The 22,484-nt window shown below is 61.0% G+C and carries 23 protein-coding genes, 1 other RNA gene and 1 pseudogene; 14 read left to right on the forward strand and 11 right to left on the reverse strand.

Annotation, left to right across the window (positions count from 1 at the left end; translation table 11 throughout):
• Positions 1-31: 31 nt before the first annotated feature.
• Positions 32-877: an MBL fold metallo-hydrolase gene (locus NMA58_RS16845; protein ID WP_434711366.1), complete on the forward strand. Its 846-nt coding sequence runs from the start codon at positions 32-34 to the stop codon at positions 875-877.
• 30 nt (positions 878-907) lie between these two features.
• On the opposite strand, the gene NMA58_RS16850 is transcribed toward NMA58_RS16845, so the two are convergent.
• Positions 908-1,411, reverse strand: a complete 504-nt coding sequence (locus NMA58_RS16850; protein ID WP_434711368.1) for a pyridoxamine 5'-phosphate oxidase family protein — start codon at positions 1,409-1,411, stop codon at positions 908-910.
• Between the two features lie 141 nt (positions 1,412-1,552).
• Here NMA58_RS16850 and NMA58_RS16855 point away from each other — a divergent pair, with 141 nt between their 5' ends.
• The gene (locus NMA58_RS16855) at positions 1,553-2,299 is read left to right on the forward strand and encodes a YebC/PmpR family DNA-binding transcriptional regulator (protein ID WP_434711370.1); all 747 of its coding nucleotides are present in this window, start codon (positions 1,553-1,555) and stop codon (positions 2,297-2,299) included.
• 68 nt (positions 2,300-2,367) lie between these two features.
• Here the strand turns inward: NMA58_RS16855 and NMA58_RS16860 are convergent, their stop codons facing one another.
• Together NMA58_RS16860 and NMA58_RS16865 are read right to left on the reverse strand one after the other, a co-directional pair.
• Positions 2,368-3,369 carry an LLM class flavin-dependent oxidoreductase gene (locus NMA58_RS16860; RefSeq protein ID WP_434711372.1) on the reverse strand — a complete coding sequence of 334 codons (1,002 nt, stop codon included), beginning with the start codon at positions 3,367-3,369 and terminating at the stop codon, positions 2,368-2,370.
• 123 nt (positions 3,370-3,492) lie between these two features.
• Positions 3,493-5,808 (reverse strand): methyl-accepting chemotaxis protein, encoded by a 2,316-nt coding sequence (locus NMA58_RS16865; protein WP_434711374.1) that lies wholly within the window; start codon positions 5,806-5,808, stop codon positions 3,493-3,495.
• Between the two features lie 228 nt (positions 5,809-6,036).
• Between NMA58_RS16865 and ruvC the strand changes: the two genes are divergently transcribed.
• The 8 genes from ruvC (at position 6,037) to NMA58_RS16905 (ending at position 11,032) form a co-directional block, all read left to right on the forward strand.
• Positions 6,037-6,546, forward strand: coding sequence for a crossover junction endodeoxyribonuclease RuvC (ruvC, locus tag NMA58_RS16870; protein WP_434711376.1), 510 nt, complete (start codon positions 6,037-6,039; stop codon positions 6,544-6,546).
• Positions 6,547-6,600: 54 nt separating this feature from the next.
• The gene (locus NMA58_RS16875; RefSeq protein WP_085779335.1) at positions 6,601-6,864 is read left to right on the forward strand and encodes an AbrB/MazE/SpoVT family DNA-binding domain-containing protein; all 264 of its coding nucleotides are present in this window, start codon (positions 6,601-6,603) and stop codon (positions 6,862-6,864) included.
• Complete coding sequence (locus tag NMA58_RS16880; protein ID WP_434711378.1) at positions 6,845-7,261, forward strand: type II toxin-antitoxin system VapC family toxin; 417 nt, start codon at positions 6,845-6,847, stop codon at positions 7,259-7,261. Before NMA58_RS16875 ends, NMA58_RS16880 begins: the two co-directional genes overlap by 20 nt.
• Positions 7,262-7,274: 13 nt before the next feature.
• Complete coding sequence (gene ruvA, locus NMA58_RS16885; RefSeq protein ID WP_434711380.1) at positions 7,275-7,889, forward strand: Holliday junction branch migration protein RuvA; 615 nt, start codon at positions 7,275-7,277, stop codon at positions 7,887-7,889.
• 83 nt (positions 7,890-7,972) lie between these two features.
• Positions 7,973-9,013, forward strand: coding sequence for a Holliday junction branch migration DNA helicase RuvB (ruvB, locus tag NMA58_RS16890; protein WP_434711382.1), 1,041 nt, complete (start codon positions 7,973-7,975; stop codon positions 9,011-9,013).
• A complete protein-coding gene (locus tag NMA58_RS16895; RefSeq protein WP_097597318.1) occupies positions 9,014-9,916 on the forward strand; it encodes a metallophosphoesterase in 903 nt (300 codons plus the stop codon).
• 7 nt (positions 9,917-9,923) lie between these two features.
• Positions 9,924-10,430 carry an NUDIX hydrolase gene (locus NMA58_RS16900; RefSeq protein WP_434711385.1) on the forward strand — a complete coding sequence of 169 codons (507 nt, stop codon included), beginning with the start codon at positions 9,924-9,926 and terminating at the stop codon, positions 10,428-10,430.
• 38 nt (positions 10,431-10,468) lie between these two features.
• A complete protein-coding gene (locus tag NMA58_RS16905; protein ID WP_221112581.1) occupies positions 10,469-11,032 on the forward strand; it encodes a DinB family protein in 564 nt (187 codons plus the stop codon).
• Here NMA58_RS16905 and NMA58_RS16910 read toward each other — a convergent pair.
• From NMA58_RS16910 to NMA58_RS16930, 5 genes are all read right to left on the reverse strand, one after another.
• A complete protein-coding gene (locus tag NMA58_RS16910; RefSeq protein ID WP_434711387.1) occupies positions 11,029-12,411 on the reverse strand; it encodes a virulence factor family protein in 1,383 nt (460 codons plus the stop codon). The two genes, NMA58_RS16905 and NMA58_RS16910, sit on opposite strands and share 4 nt — an antisense overlap.
• Positions 12,408-15,011 carry a bifunctional lysylphosphatidylglycerol flippase/synthetase MprF gene (gene mprF / locus NMA58_RS16915; protein ID WP_434711389.1) on the reverse strand — a complete coding sequence of 868 codons (2,604 nt, stop codon included), beginning with the start codon at positions 15,009-15,011 and terminating at the stop codon, positions 12,408-12,410. The genes NMA58_RS16910 and mprF overlap by 4 nt, the downstream gene beginning before the upstream one ends.
• 221 nt (positions 15,012-15,232) lie before the next feature.
• A complete protein-coding gene (locus tag NMA58_RS16920) occupies positions 15,233-17,347 on the reverse strand; it encodes a mechanosensitive ion channel family protein (protein WP_434711391.1) in 2,115 nt (704 codons plus the stop codon).
• A gap of 200 nt (positions 17,348-17,547) precedes the next feature.
• Positions 17,548-18,579 carry a phosphogluconate dehydrogenase (NAD(+)-dependent, decarboxylating) gene (gene gnd, locus NMA58_RS16925; RefSeq protein ID WP_434711393.1) on the reverse strand — a complete coding sequence of 344 codons (1,032 nt, stop codon included), beginning with the start codon at positions 18,577-18,579 and terminating at the stop codon, positions 17,548-17,550.
• Positions 18,580-18,692: 113 nt separating this feature from the next.
• Positions 18,693-19,175 (reverse strand): SRPBCC domain-containing protein, encoded by a 483-nt coding sequence (locus NMA58_RS16930; RefSeq protein WP_434711395.1) that lies wholly within the window; start codon positions 19,173-19,175, stop codon positions 18,693-18,695.
• Between the two features lie 55 nt (positions 19,176-19,230).
• Between NMA58_RS16930 and NMA58_RS16935 the strand changes: the two genes are divergently transcribed.
• From NMA58_RS16935 to NMA58_RS16950, 4 genes and pseudogenes are all read left to right on the forward strand, one after another.
• Positions 19,231-19,566, forward strand: a complete 336-nt coding sequence (locus NMA58_RS16935) for an ArsR/SmtB family transcription factor (RefSeq protein WP_183698840.1) — start codon at positions 19,231-19,233, stop codon at positions 19,564-19,566.
• A gap of 76 nt (positions 19,567-19,642) precedes the next feature.
• Complete coding sequence (locus NMA58_RS16940) at positions 19,643-20,179, forward strand: helix-turn-helix transcriptional regulator (RefSeq protein WP_434711397.1); 537 nt, start codon at positions 19,643-19,645, stop codon at positions 20,177-20,179.
• A 98-nt stretch (positions 20,180-20,277) separates the two neighbouring features.
• Complete coding sequence (locus tag NMA58_RS16945) at positions 20,278-21,261, forward strand: NAD-dependent epimerase/dehydratase family protein (protein ID WP_434711399.1); 984 nt, start codon at positions 20,278-20,280, stop codon at positions 21,259-21,261.
• A 37-nt stretch (positions 21,262-21,298) separates the two neighbouring features.
• A pseudogene (locus NMA58_RS16950) lies at positions 21,299-21,476 on the forward strand (esterase-like activity of phytase family protein); the annotation flags it as partial.
• A gap of 82 nt (positions 21,477-21,558) precedes the next feature.
• Here the strand turns inward: NMA58_RS16950 and ssrS are convergent.
• The 3 genes from ssrS to NMA58_RS16965 all read right to left on the reverse strand — a co-directional run bounded on the left by ssrS (position 21,559) and on the right by NMA58_RS16965 (position 22,456).
• Positions 21,559-21,717: non-coding RNA, 6S RNA (gene ssrS / locus NMA58_RS16955), on the reverse strand.
• Positions 21,718-21,786: 69 nt separating this feature from the next.
• Positions 21,787-22,164, reverse strand: a complete 378-nt coding sequence (locus NMA58_RS16960; protein WP_085779349.1) for a cell division protein ZapA — start codon at positions 22,162-22,164, stop codon at positions 21,787-21,789.
• 16 nt (positions 22,165-22,180) lie between these two features.
• Positions 22,181-22,456 carry a DUF4164 domain-containing protein gene (locus NMA58_RS16965; protein ID WP_011426717.1) on the reverse strand — a complete coding sequence of 92 codons (276 nt, stop codon included), beginning with the start codon at positions 22,454-22,456 and terminating at the stop codon, positions 22,181-22,183.
• Positions 22,457-22,484 lie beyond the last annotated feature (28 nt).

Raw genomic sequence — 22,484 nt, forward strand, 5'->3', positions numbered from 1 at the left:
GCCGCTCAATGAAAGCGCCGGAGGAGGTGGCATGAGGCCGCATTATCTTATCCTCGCTATCACATGCCTGACGGCCTTCGCCGCATCAGATCCCGCCGAGGCACAGGAGCAGCGCCGGCGAGCCAGCCAATGCCACGTGATCGCCGAGAATATGCCCAAGGCGACCTTCGCCAGTTTCTCCGTCGCCCCGGCGCCGATGCCGGCTGTATCCGAAGGCGAGAATGTTAGATTCACCTATCTCGGCCATTCCACCTTCGAAATCGAGACACCCGGCGGCATCATTATCGCGACGGATTATAATGGCTGGTACAAGCCGGCGACGACCCCCGATGTCGTCACGATGAACAAGGCTCATACGACCCACTTCACCCTGACGCCTGAGCCCGACATCAAGCATGTGCTCCACGGCTGGAGCGACGTGCCGGGCGAGAAGGCCAGCATCCATCTCGTCGTCGGCGATGCCTATATCCGCAACGTCACGACCGATATCCGCTTCAGCTACGGCATCGGCGGGTCGCAGGAGGATGGAAACTCGATTTTCATCTTCGAGATTGCCGGTCTCTGCATCGGCCATCTCGGCCATCTGCACTACGAGCTGACTGATAGCCATTATACCGAAATCGGCCGCCTTGACGTCGTCATGGTGCCCGTCGACGGCGGCCTGACCATGGGTGCCGACAGCATGAGCCGCGTCATCAAGCGGCTACGCTCGTCGCTGATCCTGCCGATGCACCGCCGTGGCCCGCCGGTCAATGCCTTCGTCTCCATGTTCGGAAAGAACTTCGATATCACTTATGCGCCTGATGACAGCCTCACCGTTTCCATGCGCACGCTTCCCAGGAAGCCGCTGATCTATGTGATGAAGGGGGTGCAGTAAAAGCCGGCGGGCCCCTCCAAACCTTGCTGATCAAGCAAATTGCAGGTGGCGTTTGACGCCGACCTCGGGCATCTTGTCGTCGTCCAGATTGGCCTTGGCGATCTCCCAACCGAATTTTAGCGTGCTGCCTGTCGAAACCCAGATCTCGGCATCATCGACATGCAGAGAAAGCATGGTGAGTTTCGGGTCTTTCTTGCCGCCGTCATACCAGGCCGCCACCATCGAACTCCAATATTCCTCGATCTTGGACGGGTCGGGGCGTACCTCGATGACGCCGGAAAGGCAGGCGTGATAATCGTGATCCTTGCCGATGACGCAGAAATGCGCGCGGCTGCCGGGCTTGATGGCCCGCACGATGTCGGCGTCGGTCTTGGTGTAAAACCAGATCGTGTTGGTGGTGGGATCGGCATGCGGCGCCATCGGCTGCATGTGCATATCAAGCCCGGAAATTCCGAGCATGCCGGCATGAATACCGTTGACCTGATCCCAAAGCTGACGTGCTGGTTGTTCCCGCGCCTCGCTGAGACTTGCCATGACCGTTCCTTTCCGTTGGGTGGAGTTCGGTTGAAACGTCATCCTTTCGCCTTTGTTCCGAACTGCTTTCCCCTTGAACGGCTGCCGTTTCGCTCTTATAAGGCGGCCCATTCCGAACAATGAGACGTGAACAGGGGTGCCATGGCTGGCCATTCACAGTTTAAAAACATCATGCACCGCAAAGGCCGTCAGGATGCTGTGCGGTCGAAAATGTTCTCCAAGCTTGCGCGCGAAATCACCGTTGCCGCCAAGGCCGGCCTGCCCGACCCGACGATGAACGCCCGTCTTCGCCTGGCAATCCAGAACGCCAAGGCCCAGTCCATGCCGAAGGACAACATCGACCGCGCCATCAAGAAGGCAGCTGGCGCCGACAGCGAAAACTATGATGAAGTCCGCTACGAGGGTTATGGTCCGGGCGGCACGGCGATCATTGTCGAAGCCCTGACCGACAACCGCAACCGCACCGCCTCCAACGTCCGCTCGATCTTCACGAAGGCAGGCGGCGCCCTCGGAGAAACCGGTTCCGTTTCCTTCTCCTTCGATCATGTCGGCGAAATCACCTACAAACTTTCCGCAGGCGACGCCGACAAGGTAATGGAAGCCGCGATCGAAGCCGGCGCTGATGACGTCGAGACCGGCGAAGAGGGCCATTACATCACCTGCGCTTTCGAAGCCCTTGGCGAAGTGTCGAAAGCCCTGGAGGCAAGCCTCGGCGAAGCCGAAACCGTCAAGGCTGTCTGGCGCGCCCAGAACAACGTGCCGGTGGACGAGGAAAAAGCACAGTCGCTGATGAAGCTCATCGACTCCCTCGAAGACGACGACGACGTGCAGAACGTCTATTCCAACTTCGAGGTCTCGGAAGAGGTTCTGGCGAAGCTTTCAGCTTGAGCCGCTCAACAATCGGAACCCGGCCTTGGCGCCGGGTTTTTCCATTTCTGGCGACTGCTCGGAAAATCTTAAGCGGCCGCCCGCATGAAGTTCCCAAGGCCTGCGAATAATTCCACCGACTTCAGCCGCGCCTCGATATCATGGATCGGCATCGAGATGATCACCTCGTCGGCCTTCGTTTCCTTGAGAAACTCCGCCAGTTTCGCCTCAGCCGTCGCCGGCGAGCCCACCACGGCATAACGCAGCGTGTGTTCGACGTTCATCTTCTCCATCGGCGACCAGAAGCTCTCCATATCGGTGACAGGGCGCGGGAACGGGCCGCGGACATTGCGGCGTAGGTTGACGAACTGCTGCAGGGCGGAAGTGAAATGGTAGCGCGCCTCCTCGTCCGTCGCCGCCATCGCGCCCATGACGCCGACCATTACATAGGGCTTGTCGAGCGCCGCCGAGGCCTGGAAGCGGTCGCGATAGATTGCGATGGCGTCGAGCAGCATATCAGGGGCAAAATGCGAGGCGAAGGCATAGGGAAGCCCGAGCATCGCAGCAAGCTGGGCGCTGTAGAGGCTGGAGCCGAGCAGCCAGATCGGGATATGCGAACCATTGCCGGGCACCGCAAGGATCGCCTGGTTCTCGAGCGGCGTGCCGAGAAGCTGCTGCAATTCCACCACGTCATTCGGGAAGCTGTTCGCGCCGGCCTCGAGGTTGCGCCGCAACGCCTGTGCCGTGCGCATGTCCGTTCCCGGCGCCCGCCCGAGACCAAGATCGATGCGGCCGGGAAAGAGCGCCTCCAGCGTGCCGAACTGCTCGGCGATGACGAGCGGCGAATGATTGGGCAGCATGATGCCGCCGGAGCCGATGCGGATGCGTTTTGTCGCAGCCCCGACATGGCCGATGACAATGGCGGTCGCAGCACTGGCGATGCCCGGCATGCCATGATGCTCGGCTAGCCAGAAGCGCTTGTAACCGAACTCTTCAGCCTTCTGAGCCATCCGCGCGGAGCTTTCGAGCGACTGGCGCACGGTGCTGCCTTCGGCAATGGGAGAAAGGTCGAGTACCGAGAAGGGAACCATGGAAACCTGCCGGGCAGTTGAAGGATCCCGTCTATGTAGGTTGGCGCCCGCCCGATTCCAAACCATGCATGCAAACAAAGGGCCGCGCGAAGGCGGCTCTGGTCGAATATTGGAAGCGATGCCTCACCGGTGACGGCGCAACACATGCACCTCGGCGCTCGGTCTGTGGTGCCCTTGCGGCAGCGTGAAATTGCCGAGTTGGCGGTCCATTTCCAGAGCTTCCGTCGCCAGGCGGTGGATCGCCGCCGTTGTCTCCTCGACCATTGAGGCGTTCTGCTGCGTCATCGCGTCGAGTTCGGCCACTGCATTGTTGATCTCGCGCAGCGTATTGGCTTCGTCGCGGGTCGATTCCATGATCTCGTTGATCTGGCCGTTGATCGCCTCTACATGGGCGCCGATGCCGGTAAGGGCAACGCCGGCCTTCTCGACCAGCGCGACACCGCTTTCGACCTCATGCGTGGACTTCTGCAGCAGGCTGGAGATCTCCTTTGCCGCACTCGATGAGCGCTGGGCGAGCTCCCGGACTTCCATGGCGACGACGGCAAAGCCCTTGCCCGATTCCCCCGCGCGGGCCGCCTCAACGCCAGCGTTCAGCGCCAGAAGATTGGTCTGGAAGGCGATGTCGTCGATAACCGATATGATGGTGTTGATCTGGCGCGATGAAGTCTGGATGGCCTCCATCGCCGCAATCGTCTCACGCATGATCTGGCCGGAGCCGGTCGTCTCCGTCTTGGCGTCTCGGGCGATACGCTCAGCCTGTTCTGCCCGCTCGATCTGACGGCGAACGGACTGGGTAATGGCGCTGATCGCATTCGCCGTCTCGGTGATCGACCCGGCCTGACGTTCGGTGCGCCCGGCAAGCTCGTCGGCGCCGGTGCGCATCTCCTCGGAGCCGGCACGCACCGCCATCGAGTTGCCGCCGATCGCCGTCATAGTTTCGCTGAGCGTTGCAAGCGCCTCGTTGAAATTGACGCGCAGGCTTTCGAGCTCGTTCGGGAAGCGGGTGTCGATCTGGTAGGCGAGATCGCCGCTTGCCAGATGATGCAGACCCTCATCGAGCGCTTCCACCACCTGCTGCAGCGACTTCGCCTCGGCCTCCCGTTCTGCGAGATTCTGCTGGCGCTCCTGCTCGGCCTGCAGGCGTGTCTCTTCGCTCGCCGCTTCGAGTTCGCGGCCTTCGATCAGCGACTGCCGGAAGCGGGCAAGCGCTTTCGCCATCGTGCCGATCTCGTCCTTGCGGTTCAGGCTGCCGATCTCGCTGTCGAGCTTGCCGTCGGCGACGTCGCGAGTCACACCGGCGAGCCGCGCCAGCGGTGAAAACAGGAAATTCGTGACGAGTCCGGTTGCGACCGCCATGACGACGAGCACACCCAAGCCAATCATCGTCAGCAAAGTGGCGATTTCGATCGAGCCGGCATTGAGCTCGCTGAGCAGCACGCTCTCGACCACGAGAAAGCGGTCGCCACGATAGTCGATGCCGCGGACATAGGCACGGGCCGCGCCATCCGCCCTGTCGAAATCGGCCACGGTCATCGCGGAACTGGCAAGCGCGTCCTTGATGAAGGTGAAGGGGGTGGCATCGAGCGTCGCAAGCTTGCCGCCGGTATCGAGGGCGATAGCGGAGCCATCGCTGGCGACGATCGCAGCCCGCGCGGTGCTGCCCTGGACGATGCCCTTGGCAAGGATGCTCGAGATGATGTCGTCGCGCACTTTGAACAGGATAATGCCCTTGGCCGCTCCGAGCTTGACGATCGGCACGGCATAGAAGATCGCGGGCTTGCCGCGTGCCGCATCGACACGGAGGCCGGAGAAGCCCGTCGGTGCGGCGTCATCCGTCGCCTTGGCGGCATTCTCGATCGCCTTGGCGAAAGCGACGCCGGCGCCGGTTGTCTTCCAGGCGTCCGACTTCAGATTCTCCGCGAAGTCGTCGTCCTTCTTGTAGGAATAGAGTACGCTACCGTCGAGATCGGCGATCAGCAGATCGCTGAAAGCGGTGTTTTCGAGGTCACGGGCAACTTCGCCCTGCGTCTGCTCATGGTTTGAATAATAGAACCCGCTCGGCCCTTCCGGCTTCATCAGCTTCTCGCGCTGGTCTGCCGGGTTGGGATTGCCCGTAATAAAAACCTTCTTCAGCTCGGCGCGGGCATCCCCCGAAGTCTTCTGGATTGTCTTCCAGCCGCTCTTCAAGCTGGTGATCGACATCTGCAGCGCCTCGATGCGCGCGATGGAATTGGCTTGGTTCTCGAGCTGCACCAGTTGGTCCTGCAGCATGTCGCCACGGAAGATCAGCACGCTCTCCTTGGCCTTCAGCGCCTGCTCGTCGGAGATGCGGCTGCTGGCGAAATAGGCGAGCACATCGATGACCGCGATCGACAGCACGGTCATCAGGATGAATGTGGCAATGACCTTGAAGGACAGGGATTGAAATCTCTGAGCCATATACGACGAACCCTCTGAACGGCGCCTGCCAGCCTGGGCGCGCGGCCGGCTGACCTCAACAGAATATCGGGGGCTTATTCTTGCGGAACGAAGCCCCACCCACATTCGACGAACAAGAATTCAGGCATCTCTTTTAATTCGCGGTAAATGGCGCATCCGAAAACAACGATGTTTTTGTTTTGTTCACATATCGATGGCACTTATTTTGCAATCGCTATAGGTTGAACCATGCAAAATACGATTCGCATCATCGGTATCGATCCCGGTCTTCGCCGCACTGGCTGGGGAATCATTGACACATTAGGCAATTCCCTGAAATTCGTGGCCTCAGGGACGGTGACCTCAGATGGCGAGATGGACCTCGCCTCCCGCCTCTGCCAGTTGCATGATGGGTTGGCCGACATCGTCCATAGCTACCAGCCAGATGAAGCCGCCGTCGAACAAACCTTCGTCAACAAGGACGCGGTGGCGACCCTGAAGCTCGGCCAGGCCCGCGGCATCGCCATGCTAGTGCCGGCGCGCGCTGGATTGCCGGTTTCCGAATATGCCCCGAACGCGGTGAAGAAGGCGGTCATTGGTGTCGGTCACGGCGAAAAGCAGCAGATTCACATTATGTTGAAGATCCTGATGCCGAAGGTCGAATTCAAAGGTAACGACGCCGCCGACGCCTTGGCGATCGCAATTTGTCATGCTCACAATCGCGGCGGCCACCGGATGCGTCAAGCGCTGGCCGGATAATTCGTTCTTGACTTGTTCTTTTCTCCTGGTAAGTAATACCGCGGAGGTATTACCATGCGCGTGACCGAAAAAGGCCAGGTGACCATTCCCAAGGACATCAGGGATCGCTTGAAGATCGGCCCGGGATCCGAGGTCGATTTCATTGCGGATGAAAAGGGCGCCCGCCTCGTCGTGCTGTCCAGCCGCACGGAATCATCGCAGGACGATTTTGAATCCTGGCTCGGCAGCATGAGCGGCACTTTCGACACCAACGGCATGACCACCGATGAATTCATGGAATGGCTGAGGGGACCACGCGATGACCTCAGTCCTCGTTGATACGAACATCTTCATCGATATCTTCGGCCCGGACAATCCTTTCAGTCAATGGTCCGCACGTGCCTTGAGCACATTGCGCCCAGAGTCACAATTCATCATGACACCCGTCGTCTGGGCGGAGCTGGCAAGCATGACCCCGCGCGAGGAAACGCTTGCGTTTCTGCTGTCACGGTTAAACCTGATCCGCGAGGCTCTGCCGTTTTCCGCCGCTTATCGGGCCGGCATGGCGCACGCACAGTACCGGAGGAGCGGCGGCCTGCGCGAGCGCACCCTGCCGGATTTTTTCATCGGTGCGCACGCCGTCGTTCGATCGCATCGTCTTCTGACACGCGATGGCGCGCGCTACCGCTCCTATTTCCCGGAATTGGACATCATTTCTCCCCAAACGCACCCTTGAGAGACCGCGACCCATGATCGGCAAGCTGAAAGGCACTATAGACGAGATCGGCGAAGACTACGTGCTCGTCGATGTGCACGGCGTCTGCTACGTCGCCTATTGCTCGGCCCGAACGCTGTCGAAGCTCGGCTCGGCCGGCGAGGCCTGCGTACTGTTCATAGAGACTTATGTTCGCGAGGATCAGCTGAAGCTCTTCGGCTTCATGACCGCACTGGAGCGGGAATGGTTCAACCTGCTGCAGAGCGTCCAGGGCGTCGGCGCCAAGGTGGCGCTCGCCGTGCTCTCGACGCTGACGCCGAGCGAACTTGCCAATGCAATCGCCCTGCAGGACCGCGCCGCAGTGTCGCGCGCACCGGGCGTCGGTCCGAAAGTGGCAATGCGCCTCGTCACCGAACTGAAGAACCGGGCGCCCGCCTATGCCGGGGAAGCGATCAATATCGCCCTCAAGCAGGAACTCGGCGAAGGTGTTGCCGCCGCACCGGTTGCCGATGCAGTGTCCGCGCTGACCAATCTCGGCTACAGCAGAGATCAGGCTGCGAATGCCGTCGCCTCGGCATTGAAAACGGCCGGCGAAGGCGCAGACAGCGCCAAGCTGATCAGGCTCGGATTGAAAGAACTGGCACGGTGAAGACCGGGAAAACCTAGGAATGGATGTCGAGGCAGCTGACTTTTGGTGTATTGCTGTAACAGGTTTCAAAACGGAATGAGAGCATGAGCGAACCCGCCCGCCTGATATCGCCGGAAAAGCGGGGTGAAGACCTTGATGTCACCCTACGCCCGCAATCGCTGGACGAGTTCACCGGCCAGGCTGAGGCGCGCGCCAATCTGAAGATCTTCATCGAGGCGGCGAAAAACCGCGGCGAGGCGCTGGACCATGTGCTGTTCGTCGGCCCGCCGGGCCTCGGCAAGACGACGCTGGCGCAGATCATGGCCAAGGAGCTCGGTGTCAACTTCCGATCGACATCCGGTCCCGTCATTGCCAAGGCCGGCGACCTCGCCGCCCTGCTTACCAACCTCGAGGAGCGCGACGTACTCTTCATCGACGAGATCCATCGCCTCAACCCCGCGGTCGAAGAAATCCTCTATCCCGCTATGGAGGATTTCCAACTCGACCTGATCATCGGTGAAGGCCCTGCCGCTCGCTCGGTGAAGATCGACCTCTCGAAATTCACGCTTGTCGCCGCCACTACCCGCCTCGGCCTGCTGACGACACCGCTGCGCGATCGTTTCGGCATTCCGGTGCGGCTCAGCTTCTATACCGTCGAGGAACTGGAGCTGATCGTGCGCCGCGGCGCGCGGCTGATGAACCTGCCGATGACCGAAGAAGGCGCCCTCGAGATCGCCCGGCGCGCCCGCGGTACGCCGCGCATTGCCGGCCGGCTGCTGCGGCGCGTGCGTGATTTCGCCGAAGTGGCAAGGGCCGAGGCCGTCACCCGCGAGATCGCCGACGAAGCGCTGACCCGCCTGCTGGTCGACAATGTCGGTTTCGACCAGCTCGACAAACGTTACCTCAACATGATCGCCGTCAATTTCGGCGGCGGACCGGTCGGTATCGAAACCATCGCCGCCGGCCTTTCGGAACCGCGCGACGCGATCGAGGACATTATCGAGCCCTACATGATCCAGCAGGGTTTCATTCAGCGTACGCCGCGCGGCCGCGTTCTGACCGCAATCGCGTGGAAACATCTGGGAATGCAACCGCCCAAGGAGATGGAGGCTGCGCAGTTCCGGCTGTTCCAGGAGGACGACTGAGTGATCACCCGCCGCGGATTTTTCAAGGTTCTTGGCGGGGGTGTCGCAGGCGTCATGGCGCTCGGCGGTTATGCCTTCGCCTATGAACCGCTGGCGCGGCTCGGCATCGCCCGCTACCGACTGACGCCGCCGGGATGGACATCGGGGCTGAAGCTTCGCGTTGTCGCACTCGCCGATATCCATGCCTGCGAACCCTGGATGTCGGCAAACCGCATTACCTCGATCTGCCACCGGGCCAATGAACTCGAAGGCGACGTGACCGTCCTGCTCGGCGATTACGCCTCGGGCATGAACATGGTGACGCAGTACGTGCATTCGAGCCAATGGTCCAAGGCGCTGGCCGCACTCCAGGCACCACTCGGCGTCCACGCAATCATGGGCAATCACGACTGGTGGGAAGACAGGACCGCCCAGAAGAACGGCGGGATGGAAACCTTCGGGCACCGGGCTCTTGCCGATGTCGGCATCCCTGTCTACAGCAACCGCGCCGTCCGGCTCGAAAAGGATGGCCGCGGCTTCTGGCTCGCAGGGCTCGAAGATCAGCTGGCGCTGCTCCCGGGCAGGAAATGGGGTCGCACGCGCATGACCGGCCTCGACGATCTCGATGGAACGATGGCTCAGGTCACTGATGACGCGCCCGTCATCCTACTTGCCCATGAGCCCGATATATTTCCCCGCGTGCCCGAGCGCGTCTCGGTGACGCTCTCCGGTCACACCCATGGCGGACAGATCCGCTTCTTCGGTCGTTCACCGATTGTCCCGTCGCGCTACGGCGATCGCTACGCCTATGGCCATATCGTCGAGGAGGGGCGTAATATCATCGTTTCCGGTGGGCTCGGCTGCTCCATTGCTCCTGTCCGCTTCGGCGTACCACCGGAAATCGTCGTAATCGATCTCGGATAAGAACGACATGAGCAAGCGCACTCCCATCCGCCTGACTCAGGGTGCTGCGCGTTTCAACTACCGCATTGCCGGCCTCGGCTTTCGCGATGGGCACGTGCTTGTTCATCGCGCCGTGCACGAGCCCTTCTGGACCTTTCCGGGCGGTCGGGCGGAAATCGGCGAGACGTCGGAGGAAACGCTGAAACGCGAGATGATGGAGGAGCTTGGCCTCACGGTCCCCGTCTTGCGCCTGCTCTGGATCGTCGAGAACTTTTTCCACTACGAACAACGCGACTGGCATGAACTCGGCTTCTATTATCTGATGGAAATCCCGGCGGAATTTCCCTTTCAGCCGCATGAGATCATTCATCGCGTCGAAGATGGCGACAACCATCTCGAATTCAAATGGGTGCCGGCAACGCGCGCGGCCCTGACCGCGCTCGACATCCCGCCCTATTTCATCGCTGATGAAATCGAGAACCTGCCCGGGGCACCACGTCATCTCGTCTGGCGCGACGGCAATCTCGATGACTGACACAAACATTCCGGAGTGCTGAAAGAGGAAAGCCGCCGATGTCGACCTTCGATCCCGCCAGGGCGTTTCGCAAGCTTGCCTATAACAACGCCCTTGCCAACCACCGGCTGCTTCACGCCTGCGCGGCGTTGAAGGCGGGCGAATTCGAAGCGCCGCGCACGAGCTTCTTTCCGTCGATCAAGGAGACCCTGAATCATATCATCACCGTCGACTGGTTCTATGTCGACGGCATGGAAGGTGGCACGCTCGGCTTCCAGGCTTTCGAGGTGGACGAACCCTTCGACGATGTCGAGTCACTGACCCAAGCGCAGGCAAAGGTCGATCAGCGCCTGATCGACCTTTGCGAAGTCCTGACGCCGGACAGGCTGATCTCGATCGTCAGTCTCCATCGCGGCGATCGTATTCAGCAGGAGCGGATGGACGACGTGCTTGCCCACCTTTTTCAGCATCAGACCCATCATCGCGGCCAGGTCCATGCAATGCTTGCCGGCACCAGCGTTGCCCCGCCGCAGCTCGACGAATTCATCGTCGCCGATGATGCGCGGTTTCGCGGCAGGGAACTCGCCGAACTCGGCTGGAGTGAAGAACGGCTGATGCGTTAATCCTGCAGCCGTCTCTTCAGCCCATCGATGATTGACTTGGTGAGAAGATCGTAGTTCTCATCAAAATGATGGTCGCCGGGCAGTTCGACCACTTCGGCGCCGCTATTTTTGAGTGCCGGACAAGCGACATCATCGTCATCTTCCTTGCCGTAGATGCACTGCACCAACTTCGGATCGACGTTCTTCAGGTCGCTGACCGGATCTCCCCCTGCCCCTTCGGTCTTCTGGCCGAGCCAGCCGAGAACGGAGATGACGTAATCAACTTGGTGCGAGAGCGACAGCAGCGACAACTGCACCACGGAGGACTTCTCGGCCGGTTTGAGCAACTGATAGGTAGCGGGCACGACATCGGCGCCGAAAGAGTAGCCGACGAGCAGAACATGCTTCACCTTCCACTGCTTACGATAGAAATCGATGATCTTCGAAAGATCGTTGGCTGTCTCCTCGGGCTTGCGCTCCGACCAGAAATAATGAAGTGAATCAACGCCGACGACGGGAATGCCTTCTTTTTGCAGCGTGCCGCCGACCTCCTTGTCGATGTCGCGCCAACCGCCGTCGCCGGAATAGATCACGGCCATCGTATCAAAGGCAGGCCTTGCTTCCAGCACCGCCAGCGGCAGGCCGAGCGGATTGCCGAAGGCGCCGGAGGCAGTGACGAGGTCATCGAGCGTATCGCCGAATACCGTCTGTGCATCGTCTGTGGAATCGCGGATCTCGATCTCGGAATGGGCTTTCCGTAGCGCCTCGGCATGCGCCCGGCCGTCCTTGTCAGCTTTAGGCGTGAAAACTGATATGATCGGATCCGGCAGGGCGCCGTCGCTGAGGCCATAGACCGTGCGTTGGCCGATCACCTTCTTGGAAGCCGGCGTGCAAAGCTCCTTGGTTAGCGGAATGCCGGCCAGCGGATCGACCGCAAGCGTCTGACCGATCGTCGCATCCGGCGTCTGAGCCGCGATCGCCAAGGCCAAGGCGCCGCCCTCGCCGATGCCGGCGACGATCGGCAGGTGATAGCTATTGTTGCCGGTCGCGCGCTGAACCTGCTGGCTCAGCGATTCGATATCCGAGACCATGTAGATGCAGCCGTCGTTGAGGCTGACGTCGTAGCGGCTGAGCGCCTGCATATAAGAGGGAAAGTCGACGCCGATGACGACAGCGCCTTCGGCGACCAGCCTGTCGGCCTCGGCCTTCTCATAATCGCCCCAGCCGGCGGCATCCGAGATCAGCATCACGGTGCCCTTCACCTCCCCTTCCGGCAGGAAGATGTGCGGCGATGGGATGAGCCCACTTTCGAAGCTCTGCGTGGTTTCCTCGGCGGCATCAGCCGGCGCGGCCGCGAGCATGCAGACGCATGCCGTGGCAAGAAGGATTGTCCTGATCATTTTCTCACTACCCCTTTCAATCCGCCCCCGATCAGAAATGTCGCGTCCATCAACGCGATCATCGGATTGCCTCCTCCGGAAACCGCAAGATAGCGCGGTTGCCAGTGCGGATGAAACTTGGATTTGAATGCCCGAAGGCCTTTAAAGTTATAGAAGCGCTCGCCGTGCTCGAAGATGGTGCTACCGATACGGTCCCAGACGGGCGCTGCTTCGCGTTTCGACATGCCGGAGAGAGGCGCCATGCCGAGATTGAAGTGGGTGAAACCCTGGTTACGCAGATATTCCATGATCTGCACGAAGAGAAAGTCCATTGAGCCCTTCGGCGCGTCCGGCGAGAAGCGCATGAGATCGATCGTGCTCTCCTCGCGTGATTCGGTGACGAGGATATTGGCGAAGGCGACGATCTTGCCGTCCTTCTTCAGGATGCCGACTGGTTGCGAGGAAACGTAATCGGGATCGAAGGAACCGAGCGAGAAGCCTTTTTCCTTGGCATTGTGATGTTCGAGCCAGGCCGTGGAAACGGCGGCGAGATCATCGATGATATCAGGCACGTCCTCGGGCTCTACCACCGCGAATTCCAGCCCGTCGCGCTGGGCTCGGCTCGCCGTCTGGCGAAGGTTCGCCCATTTGCCGCCCTTCATTTCGAAGGTCCGGAGGTCAACCACCGCCAGTTCGCCGAGCTTGAAGGCGCGGAGGCCGGCATCGGCGCAATGGGAAAGCAGCGCCGGCGAAATCTGGTAGAAGACGGCGCGGCAGCCGGCAGCGCGCGCCGCTTCGACGAACCGCCAGACAAGTTCCTGCACGGCGCGATGATCGCCAATCGGGTCGAACAGTGCGATCCATGAGCGGCCCTGCCGGCCGTACATGATGAAAGCGTCGCCCTTTTCCGAAAACATGATGCTCTTGTCGCCCATGCGCACCAGATTGGCATCGGCATTGCCCTGCTTCCTGACAATGTCGACGGCACGCGTCAGCGCCTCCTCTGTCGCCGGCTCGGGCCGGAAAGCAGCCGGTCGGAGCAGGCTGAAAATGGCGATCGCCGAGGAGATGATGGTGATGCCGAGCAAGGCGCGCAGCCCCCGCGGCGCCTCGGCGGTGAATTCGAACTGCCACCAGAGTTCGTTGCTGTATTCGACATCGCGATAGACGAAGAGCAGGATGACGACGGCGCCAACGATGATCACGGCGATCGCCATCAGCCAGGATGCCGTCATCGCCTGGTTGAGCAGCGATGCATGCCGGGTGAAGAGCCGCCGGCTAACGAAGAGCCCGAAGATGAGAAAGGCGAGAAAGGCTGCTTCGACGAGGGCAATCGCCTTCAGAAGCGACAAGGTCAATGCGGCAACGGCCGAAAACACGGCCACCCACCATGCGCCGTCGAGCCTCTGACCGAGGCCGCGCGCCGCGACCACCAGCGCGAGCCCGAGCAGGCTGGAGAGGAAGTGCGCCCCTTCGACCATCGGCAACGGCAGATAGTTGGAAAGAAATTCCAGGTTCTGGTCCGGCGTCGGCGTGACGCTCGAAAACACCAGCATGACGCCGAGCAGCAGCGCCAAGGCTGACAACAGCTGCGGCATCAGCCGTCCGCCGATACGGCGGACGCTGGAGGCGGCGGGGTGGTCGACGAAACGGCGCAACTCCGCCGCCGAGACCGCGAGCACGGCGATCAACAGTGGCAAGACATGGTAGATCAGCCGGTAGAGCACCAGCGATCCCAGCACCGCGTCGATATTCACCGCGCTGCCGAGCGAAGCGATGATCACGGTCTCGAACACGCCGAGCCCGGCCGGAACGTGGCTGAGCACGCCGAGACCGACGGCGATCGCATAGACGGCGAGGAAGACCGGCCATCCAATCGCCGTCTGCGGCAAGAGCACGTAGAGCACCGACGCGGAGGCGGCAATATCGAAGGCGGTGACCAGAAATTGGCGCGACCATGTGCGCGAGTCCGGCAGGCGGATTGCCACGGCGCCGAAATCGAGCACGCGGCCTTCGCGGCCAATGATCATCACAGCCCCGAGAATGGCGATGATCGAGCCGGCAATCAGCCGCAGAAGAAATGGACTGACACCGATCAGCGGCCCGATCTCGCTGGCGATGATGATGAGGGCGATCGACGCGACAGCAGCCAGCCCGAGGCCGAAGGAGAGTGTGACGAAGGCGATGATGCGGCCGATATCCTCCGGCGAGAGCCCGAGGCGCGTATAGGCGCGATAGCGGATCGCCCCGCCCGACAGTGCGCCGAAGCCGGCGGTGTTGCCGACCGCATAGGCGCTGAATGCCGTCAGCGCCACATGCGGAAAGGGCAGCTTCTTGCCTATATATTCAATCGCATTGAGATCATAGAAGACCAGCGAAAGGAAACTCAGCGCCGTGAAGAACAAAGCAAGCAGGATCGCGCTCGGCCTCGTCGCAGCCAGCGCTGCGACGACATCGTCATAGCGCACCTCGTTGGTGAGCTGCATGATCGCGTAACCGACGAGACAGAAGACGATAAGCGTCGCGGCCGCAGTGAGCGGCGTCCTGTAACGTCTGAAAAGCGTGCGAAAAGAAAAACCGTCCGTCGCCTCGATCTCTTCCAAATTGCCGTGACCCGACATCTCTTACCTGCGCAGTTTCCAATTCGGCGGGAATCATTTTTCGAAGACGTAACATGACGGGCATAGAAGCTCTATGAAGCCATGCCGACGCTACCCAACCCCGCCGCCTGCGCCTCAATCATCTTCAATTGGGGCGAATTTGCGCAGGAATACCTGATGGCACATTGCATTTTCGTAAGCTTGAATGCCTTGCGGCGGTAATGAGGTTCAGGTGGCGGCTTTCATGCAGCCGGTTCGCCGTTGGCTCGCATATGAGAAGCGTAACGCGCGACGGCAGCCTCCAAATCGGCCTCGCGATCGCCCGCCACCTGCACCGTCGGCAAGGCGAACTCGATGCCGTTTTCCTTGAAGGCGTTGCGGATCATCGCCAGTGCGTTGCGTCGGATGACGAATTGCTCGCCGGGCTTCGTCATCATCGACAGGCGGATCTCGATCGCGAATTCTCCGAATTGCTCGACGCCCTTCATCTTCAGTGTCTCAATGATGTGCGGGCCGAATTCCGGGTTTTCGAGCAGTGTCTGGCCGATCTGCTTGATCACCTTCTTCGCCTTAACGAGATCGGTGTCGTATTTGACGTTTAGGCTGATCTTGTCGATCGTCCAGTCGCGATTCAAGTTCTTCACCGCGCCGAGTTCGCCGAACGGCACTGTTGTCAGCGGCCCGCGATGATGTCTGAGCTTCACCGATCGCAGGCTGAAGGCTTCGACGACGCCCTTGTGGCTGCCGCTTTCGATATATTCGCCGACGCGGAAAGCATCGTCCCAGAGATAGAACATGCCGCTGATGACGTCCTTGACGATCGTCTGGGCGCCGAAACCGACGGCAACGCCGACGACCCCGGCTCCGGCAATCAGCGGCCCGATCTCGATGCCGAGGCCGGAGAGCACCATCAGAACCGCGATGACGGCGATAACCACGGCAAGGATATTGCGGAAGATCGGCAGTAGCGTCTGGATCCGCGCGTGTTTCGCCTTTTCCTCGTCCGTCGCGGTACCATCCAGGGGTGAATCGAGCAGCTTGCCGTCAATATAGGCTTTGACGACGTGCCAGAGCAGATCAGCCGCAAGCAGGATGACAATGCCACCGATGACGCCGCGAGCGATCTTGTCGACCATCTTGTCGCCGGCAGCCATCGTGTCAGCGCCGACACCAAGCAATCGACCGAGCCAGATTGCCGCGATTGCAATGATCAGCGCACGCACGCCACGGTCGAGCAACACGGTGGCGATGCGGCGCGTGGCAAGGAAACTCGCCTCGGTCTGCCGCAGCGATTTCACTGCGATCGTCGCGACGGCGAGCACCCGCGACAGCATCAGCACATAGATGCCGAGCCAGAGCAGCCAGTTGAAGCCGGTGACCCAGAGGCCCCAGAGCAGCAGGAAATAAACGGTGAGCGTCCAGGAAATCTCGTGACCGCGCTTCTCGTCCTTATGAGGCCGCGACCAGACCGCCTCGATGGCGATCAGCAGCAGTCCAATGCCGAGAATGTATCCCACAAACAGCCGGGCGCTCGGGGAAAAGCCGAGCGGCTCCATCGACTGAATGGCCGCCCAGCCAAAGATAAAATAGATGACGAAGGTTGCAGAGCGGCGATACCAGAAGAGTGCGACGGCACGTCCCGGCATGGTCGGCGCGGGGACGCCCTGCCGTTCTTCCTCGGCTCGCGCCAGTCCGATGAGATCGACCAGCACACCGCCGAGGCAGATTGTAAAACGCTGGACGATCAGCGCAACGACACAGACGATCGCGATACTCTGGCTGAGTGGCGGCCAATTGAGGCTGAGAAGCGTGAGCACTGTCGCCGCCGCGAAGATCAACGCCGGGATGACGCGCGGCGCCAGATGCATGCCTGCCATCTGAGCCAGACGGCGACGGCGGCGGCGGAAGGCATAGCGGGCAATGCTTTCGATGATCGCGCCCAGCAGAAAGATCGCCAGGAACTGGGCGATCATACGGACCCGGCCAGTGGCGGCGATTTCGCCGAAAAGCAGCGAGGATGCATTGCCGATCTGCGAGGGCAGGGTCATCGCGGCATCGGAAACCATCGAGACATGACGACGGGAATGCTGCAGCAAACCCGACAGGACAGACATCTGGTTTTCCGCCGCTGTACCGCCCGCAGGCGTCGCCGCCATCTGAGTCGACATCCATTGCTTAACCTCGGGCGTCTGCATGAGCTGCATCATCTCACGCACCTGGGCCGGCGGGTTGGCCGCGGCTGGCGCTTGCGCCGGCTGGGCCTGGGCAAAGCTGGGCGAAGCCACGGAGAAAAGCGCAATGAATGCCAATATGCCCGATATGGCGGCCGTCAAGCCGCCTGCCCTGTCACGCTTCACGACCGCCCTCCAACGAAGTGTCGGCGCTTGCACGAAACGAGGCCGACATCTTGCAATGGATACTCGCGACTGCTGCCGCCAGCAAGCGGTAGAAAAACCATGCCGATGGCTAGGAACAGCCGGGGCTGCCGCCTGCCCGAGCCACGCCTTCAATCTGCCATTTACGGGGCGACGGTCGCCTGGACTCAGTGAAGGGAGCCTCAGGATTTCGAAGCCGGCTTTTCCACGTGGCCTCCGAAACCCGCCCGCATTGCCGACAGCACCTTGTTGGCAAACTCGTCATTGTCGCGCGAGGAGAAGCGGCCGTAGAGCGCCGCACTCAGCACCGGCGTCGGCACGCTTTCATCGATTGCCGCCATGATCGTCCAGCGGCCCTCGCCGCTGTCCGAGACCCGGCCGGCAAATTTCGAAAGTGCGGGGTCGGCATGCAGTGCATCGGCGGTGAGATCAAGCAGCCAGGAGGTGATGACGCTGCCGCGGCGCCAGACTTCCGCGACATCCTGCAGATTGAAGTCGTATTGGAAATGTTCGGGGTGTGCGAGCGGCGCAGTTTCCGCATCGGCACCATGCGAAGCGGCGCCGATATTGGCATGTTTCAGAATGTTGAGGCCCTCGGCATAGGCGGCCATCAAACCGTACTCGATGCCGTTATGCACCATCTTGACGAAATGGCCGGCGCCATGCGGGCCGCAATGCAGGTAGCCCTGTTCCGCGGTGCTGGCTGCAGCCGCTTCGGCGCTGCGGTTCGGCGAGGCTTCCGTCGTACCGGCGCCGGGCGCCAGCGTTGCGAAAATCGGCGAAAGGTGCTGGACGATGCCCTTTTCGCCGCCGATCATCAGGCAATAGCCACGCTCCAGGCCGAAGACGCCGCCGCTGGTACCGACGTCGACATAATGAATGCCCTTGGTGATCAGCTCAGCGCCGCGGCGGATGTCGTCATGATAGTAGGAATTGCCGCCATCAATGACGATATCGCCGTTCTGCAGCAGCGGCACCAGGCTCGCCAGCACCTTGTCGACGATCACCGCCGGCAGCATCAGCCAGATCGCACGCGGATGCGTGAGCTGCGAGACGAATTCCTCCAGCGAAGCGCTGCCGGTCGCGCCGAGACCTGCCAAATCGGCAACGCTTTCGGGCCTGGTGTCGTAGACGACGCATTCGTGACCGCCCCGCATCAGGCGCTGGACCATATAATTGCCCATGCGGCCCAAACCGACCATACCAAGCTGCATAATGAATCTCCTGGAAACCGAGATGAAGTATCGACTCCGGAAATTAGCACCCGCAGTGTGACAGGCAAGCAAAGTCTGGCAATGGACCGCCGATCTCCTTCGAGACAGCCTCGTCAGGCATCCGGGGCGCTGGCCGGCTCGCCCTTCATCTCGCTGAGATACATGCCCTCGCGCAAATTGATGCCGTATTCGACGAAGGCCTTCATGCTGCAAAGCATCTGCGTCCAGCCTTCGCAGTTGAGATAGGTGCCGCGCCGGCCGGCCTCGTCCTCGCGCCAGCCGTTCTCGGCAATCGTCACCAGCGTGCCGCCATCCTCCAGCGGCTTGAAATTCATTTCCACCAGCGTCTTATACCTTGTCTTGTCCTCAGCAGTGCCGCCGTCCCAGCGAAGCACGATGCGACTTTCCGGCACAAGCTCAACAACCTCGACCGGTGCATCCTTCCACCAGGTTACTGTCGTGCCTTGAACGAGCGGGGCGCTCGCCCCGCCGATCGTGGTGAAATAGCTGCTGAGCTTCTTCGGGTTGACGACGGCATCGAACACTTCGGCAACAGGACGGCCGATCCGGCCGGAAACGCGGATTCCGAGAGACATGGCACTTCTCCTCTTCTCCATTGTGCCTGATGCCATTATGTTATAAAAACATAACATGTCAAGCGAATCAACCGACAACTCTGTCTTCAAGGCGCTAGCGCATCATCGCCGCCGCGAGATTCTCGACCTGCTCAAGGACGCGCCCCGCACCACCGGAACGCTTTGCGAAATGTTTCCGGAAATGGACCGCTGCACGGTGATGCAGCATCTGAAGGTGCTTGAGGAAGCGGATCTGATCATCGCCAGAAAGGAGGGCCGCGAACGCTGGAACCACCTGAACAGCCTGCCGATCAAACATATCTACGACCGCTGGATCAGCGCCTATGCAGGTCATGCCCTGTCGATCCTCGATCAGCTAAGAAGCGATCTCGAAGACCAGCCGGAACAATGATCCGGCGTGAGGATCGGCTTGCCTTCCGCCCCGCCGAACTCCTATCCTGGCAGAGATGCATGGGAGCTCAGGACAAGTGACGATATCAGGAGCCGGCATACGCCGCATGCGGTTGCTGCGCAGCATGAAGCAGCAGCACCTTGCGGAACTCCTCGGCGTCAACCAGGCGACCGTCTCGCGCTGGGAGCGCGGCCAGCTTGGACCCTCGCCCGAACAGGCCGTCAAGCTGGAGCGGATCTTCGCCTCGCCGCAACACGCTGCGGCCGACGCGGCTTTAAGGCGCCTGGTTGAGGATTCCGTCCGGCCTGTACATCTGATCTGCGATAGCACCCATCGGCTGCTTTCTGCCTCTCGCTCGCGGCAGGCGGAATGGCGCGCCCCGCTCAGCACTTTTCTCGGCCGCTCTCTTTTCTCTTACGCTTCCACCGAGATCGCCGCCGCCGAACAGTCTCTGGAGGTAAGAGGCTGGCACGAGGGCAGGCTGCTGTCGTTGACCTTCGATACCGGCTCCAACGGCAATGCACGCCTGCCGATTGCCCCCGGCCGCGTCACCTGGGAGCGGATCAGGCTTTCCGACGGCAGCGCTGGCCGCCTCGTCACCACAATCCGCTGAGCCTGCAGCTTTCCTGCATGCCCATGCATAATTTATGCGTTGTCCCAGGACACCGGTCTTTATAGCGTCCGCCGCCTAAACGGTTAGGAGAGGACGCGATGACGATACTGGTGACGGGCAGTGCGGGCCATCTCGGCGAGGCGCTGATGCGCAGCTTGAGAGCGCAGAGTCGGTGGGCGCGCGGCATCGACATTAAGCGTTCGGCTTTCACCGACACGGTCGGATCGATCTGCGATCGCGACTTCGTCCGGCAGGCCATGTCGGGAGTTAGCCAGGTCATCCATGCCGCAACGCTGCACAAGCCGCATGTGGCAACTCACGGCAATTGCGATTTCCTCGACACAAATGTCGGCGGCACGCTGAACCTGCTCGAAGAGGCCGCCGCCTCCGGTGTTTCAAGCTTCGTCTTCACCAGTACGACCAGCGCCTTCGGTGCCGCATTGACGCCGGCCGCCGGCGAACCCGCCGCGTGGGTCACCGAGGACGTGCCTCCTATAGCGAAGAATATCTACGGCGTGACGAAGCTCGCCGCCGAAGGCGTCTGCGAACTCTTCGCCCGCAAATTCCGCCTGCCGGTCATGATCCTCAGGACATCGCGTTTCTTTCCCGAAAGCGATGACGCTCCCGACATCCGCAACAGATATTCAGCGGCAAATGCCCAGGCTAACGAGTTGCTTCACCGCCGCGTCGACATCAGCGATGTAGTCGGCGCCCATCTGCTGGCGCTGGATAGGGCGCCGGCAATCGGTTTCGGCCGCTACATCGTCTCGGCCACGACGCCCTTTTCGTCGGGCGATCTTGCCGAGCTCAGGCGAGACGCGCCTGCCGTCGTCGAGCGGCTGTTTCCCGGTGCGAACGCCCTTTACGTCGAACGCGGCTGGAAGATGTTCCCGACGCTCGATCGCGTCTACGTCAACGAACGCGCAACGCGCGAACTTGGCTGGCATCCGCGCTATGATTTCCGCTTCGTGCTGGATTGCCTGCGCGACAACCGCGAATGGCGAAGCCCACTGGCGCTCGACGTCGGCTCCAAAGGCTATCATGACGAAGTCTTCGCTGAAGGACCCTATCCGGTCGCCTGAGATAAGACGCTGAATGCCGTGGTCGCAAAGCGTCATCCAAGCCATGGGCCTTGCAAGCGTTCTCGATCCGCAGTCGCCGGACGATTACTTCTTGTTCGTCGCCAACTACAACGACTTCCTCACACAGGATGGCTTCCAGGTGGGCGCAGCCTACAGGCGGACGCGGCGCCGACGTCGACACGATGTTCCAGGTCTTCCAGGTCACCCTTCCCTGAAGAAGTAAGGACATCTTGAAAGGGGGGACGTGCAACTCACGTTCGCTCCTGCATCCGGCGCACTGCCAACGATAAAGAGAAAGTGCGATCCACGACGACCGATGGATGTTTACGATCCTGGGCGCCTACAAACGTAGGTGGGCACCGTGTGTCCAGGCCCACGAGCCCGGACAGGGACAGCTCCCTTTGGATCGAGTATGGCCCCAGGGATTGTGGTTCCTGTCGAGAGGCGCAGACCGCATCGCGATATATAAGGTCGTTTGCATCGGCGCGCCAGTGGCGACCGCAGCCCGACTCTATTTAATTGACATCAATTGAGTTCGGGGGCGGCCCGGCCATTCAGCTTGTCGGTGATACCGCGAATGCGGCTCGACACCTCGCCGAGCGCCGCCGCGAGGCTTTCCTCGGTGCGGGCAGTCGCGGCAAGCACCGTGTCGCGGTTGCCGCGCAGCGACTCGAGCTCGGTTTCCAGCTCCGCGATGCGACGTGTCAGCTCGGCAATCTCATCCATGATCATGATGCCGGCCATGACGGTGATCCGGAGATCGCCGATCTCGCCGAACTGGCCCTTGAGATGGCCGACATAGCTGTCAAAACGGGTGGCGAGGTCGGTCAGATGATCCTCCTGCCCTTCCTCGCAGGCCATGCGATAGGCCTTGCCGTCGATCGTTACCGTCACCTGCGCCATATCAAATTCTCTCTCATCAGCGGTCCAGAACCGCGCGGATCGTCTCCATGGCCGTCACCAGCCGCCGCGATACCTCACGATTGACCTCTTCCAGCCGGTTGGCGCGAAACTCGGCCTGATCGAGCTCCTGGGCTAGACGGGAGCGGTCGGCATGCACACGTCGCACCTCGCCCTCGATCTCACCCTGCTCTCGCTGCCGCTCGATGCGCATATCGACTGCGTTTTCGAGGCTCGAAATCGCCTGTCTCAATTCGTCGAGCGCTGCTTCCATGGTTTTGCCTGTGGGCATCATGCCTTTCCGATTCCCGTGCAGGACCTGC

The sequence above is a fragment of the Rhizobium sp. YTUHZ045 genome, from assembly GCF_051124255.1.
Lineage (GTDB): Bacteria > Pseudomonadota > Alphaproteobacteria > Rhizobiales > Rhizobiaceae > Rhizobium.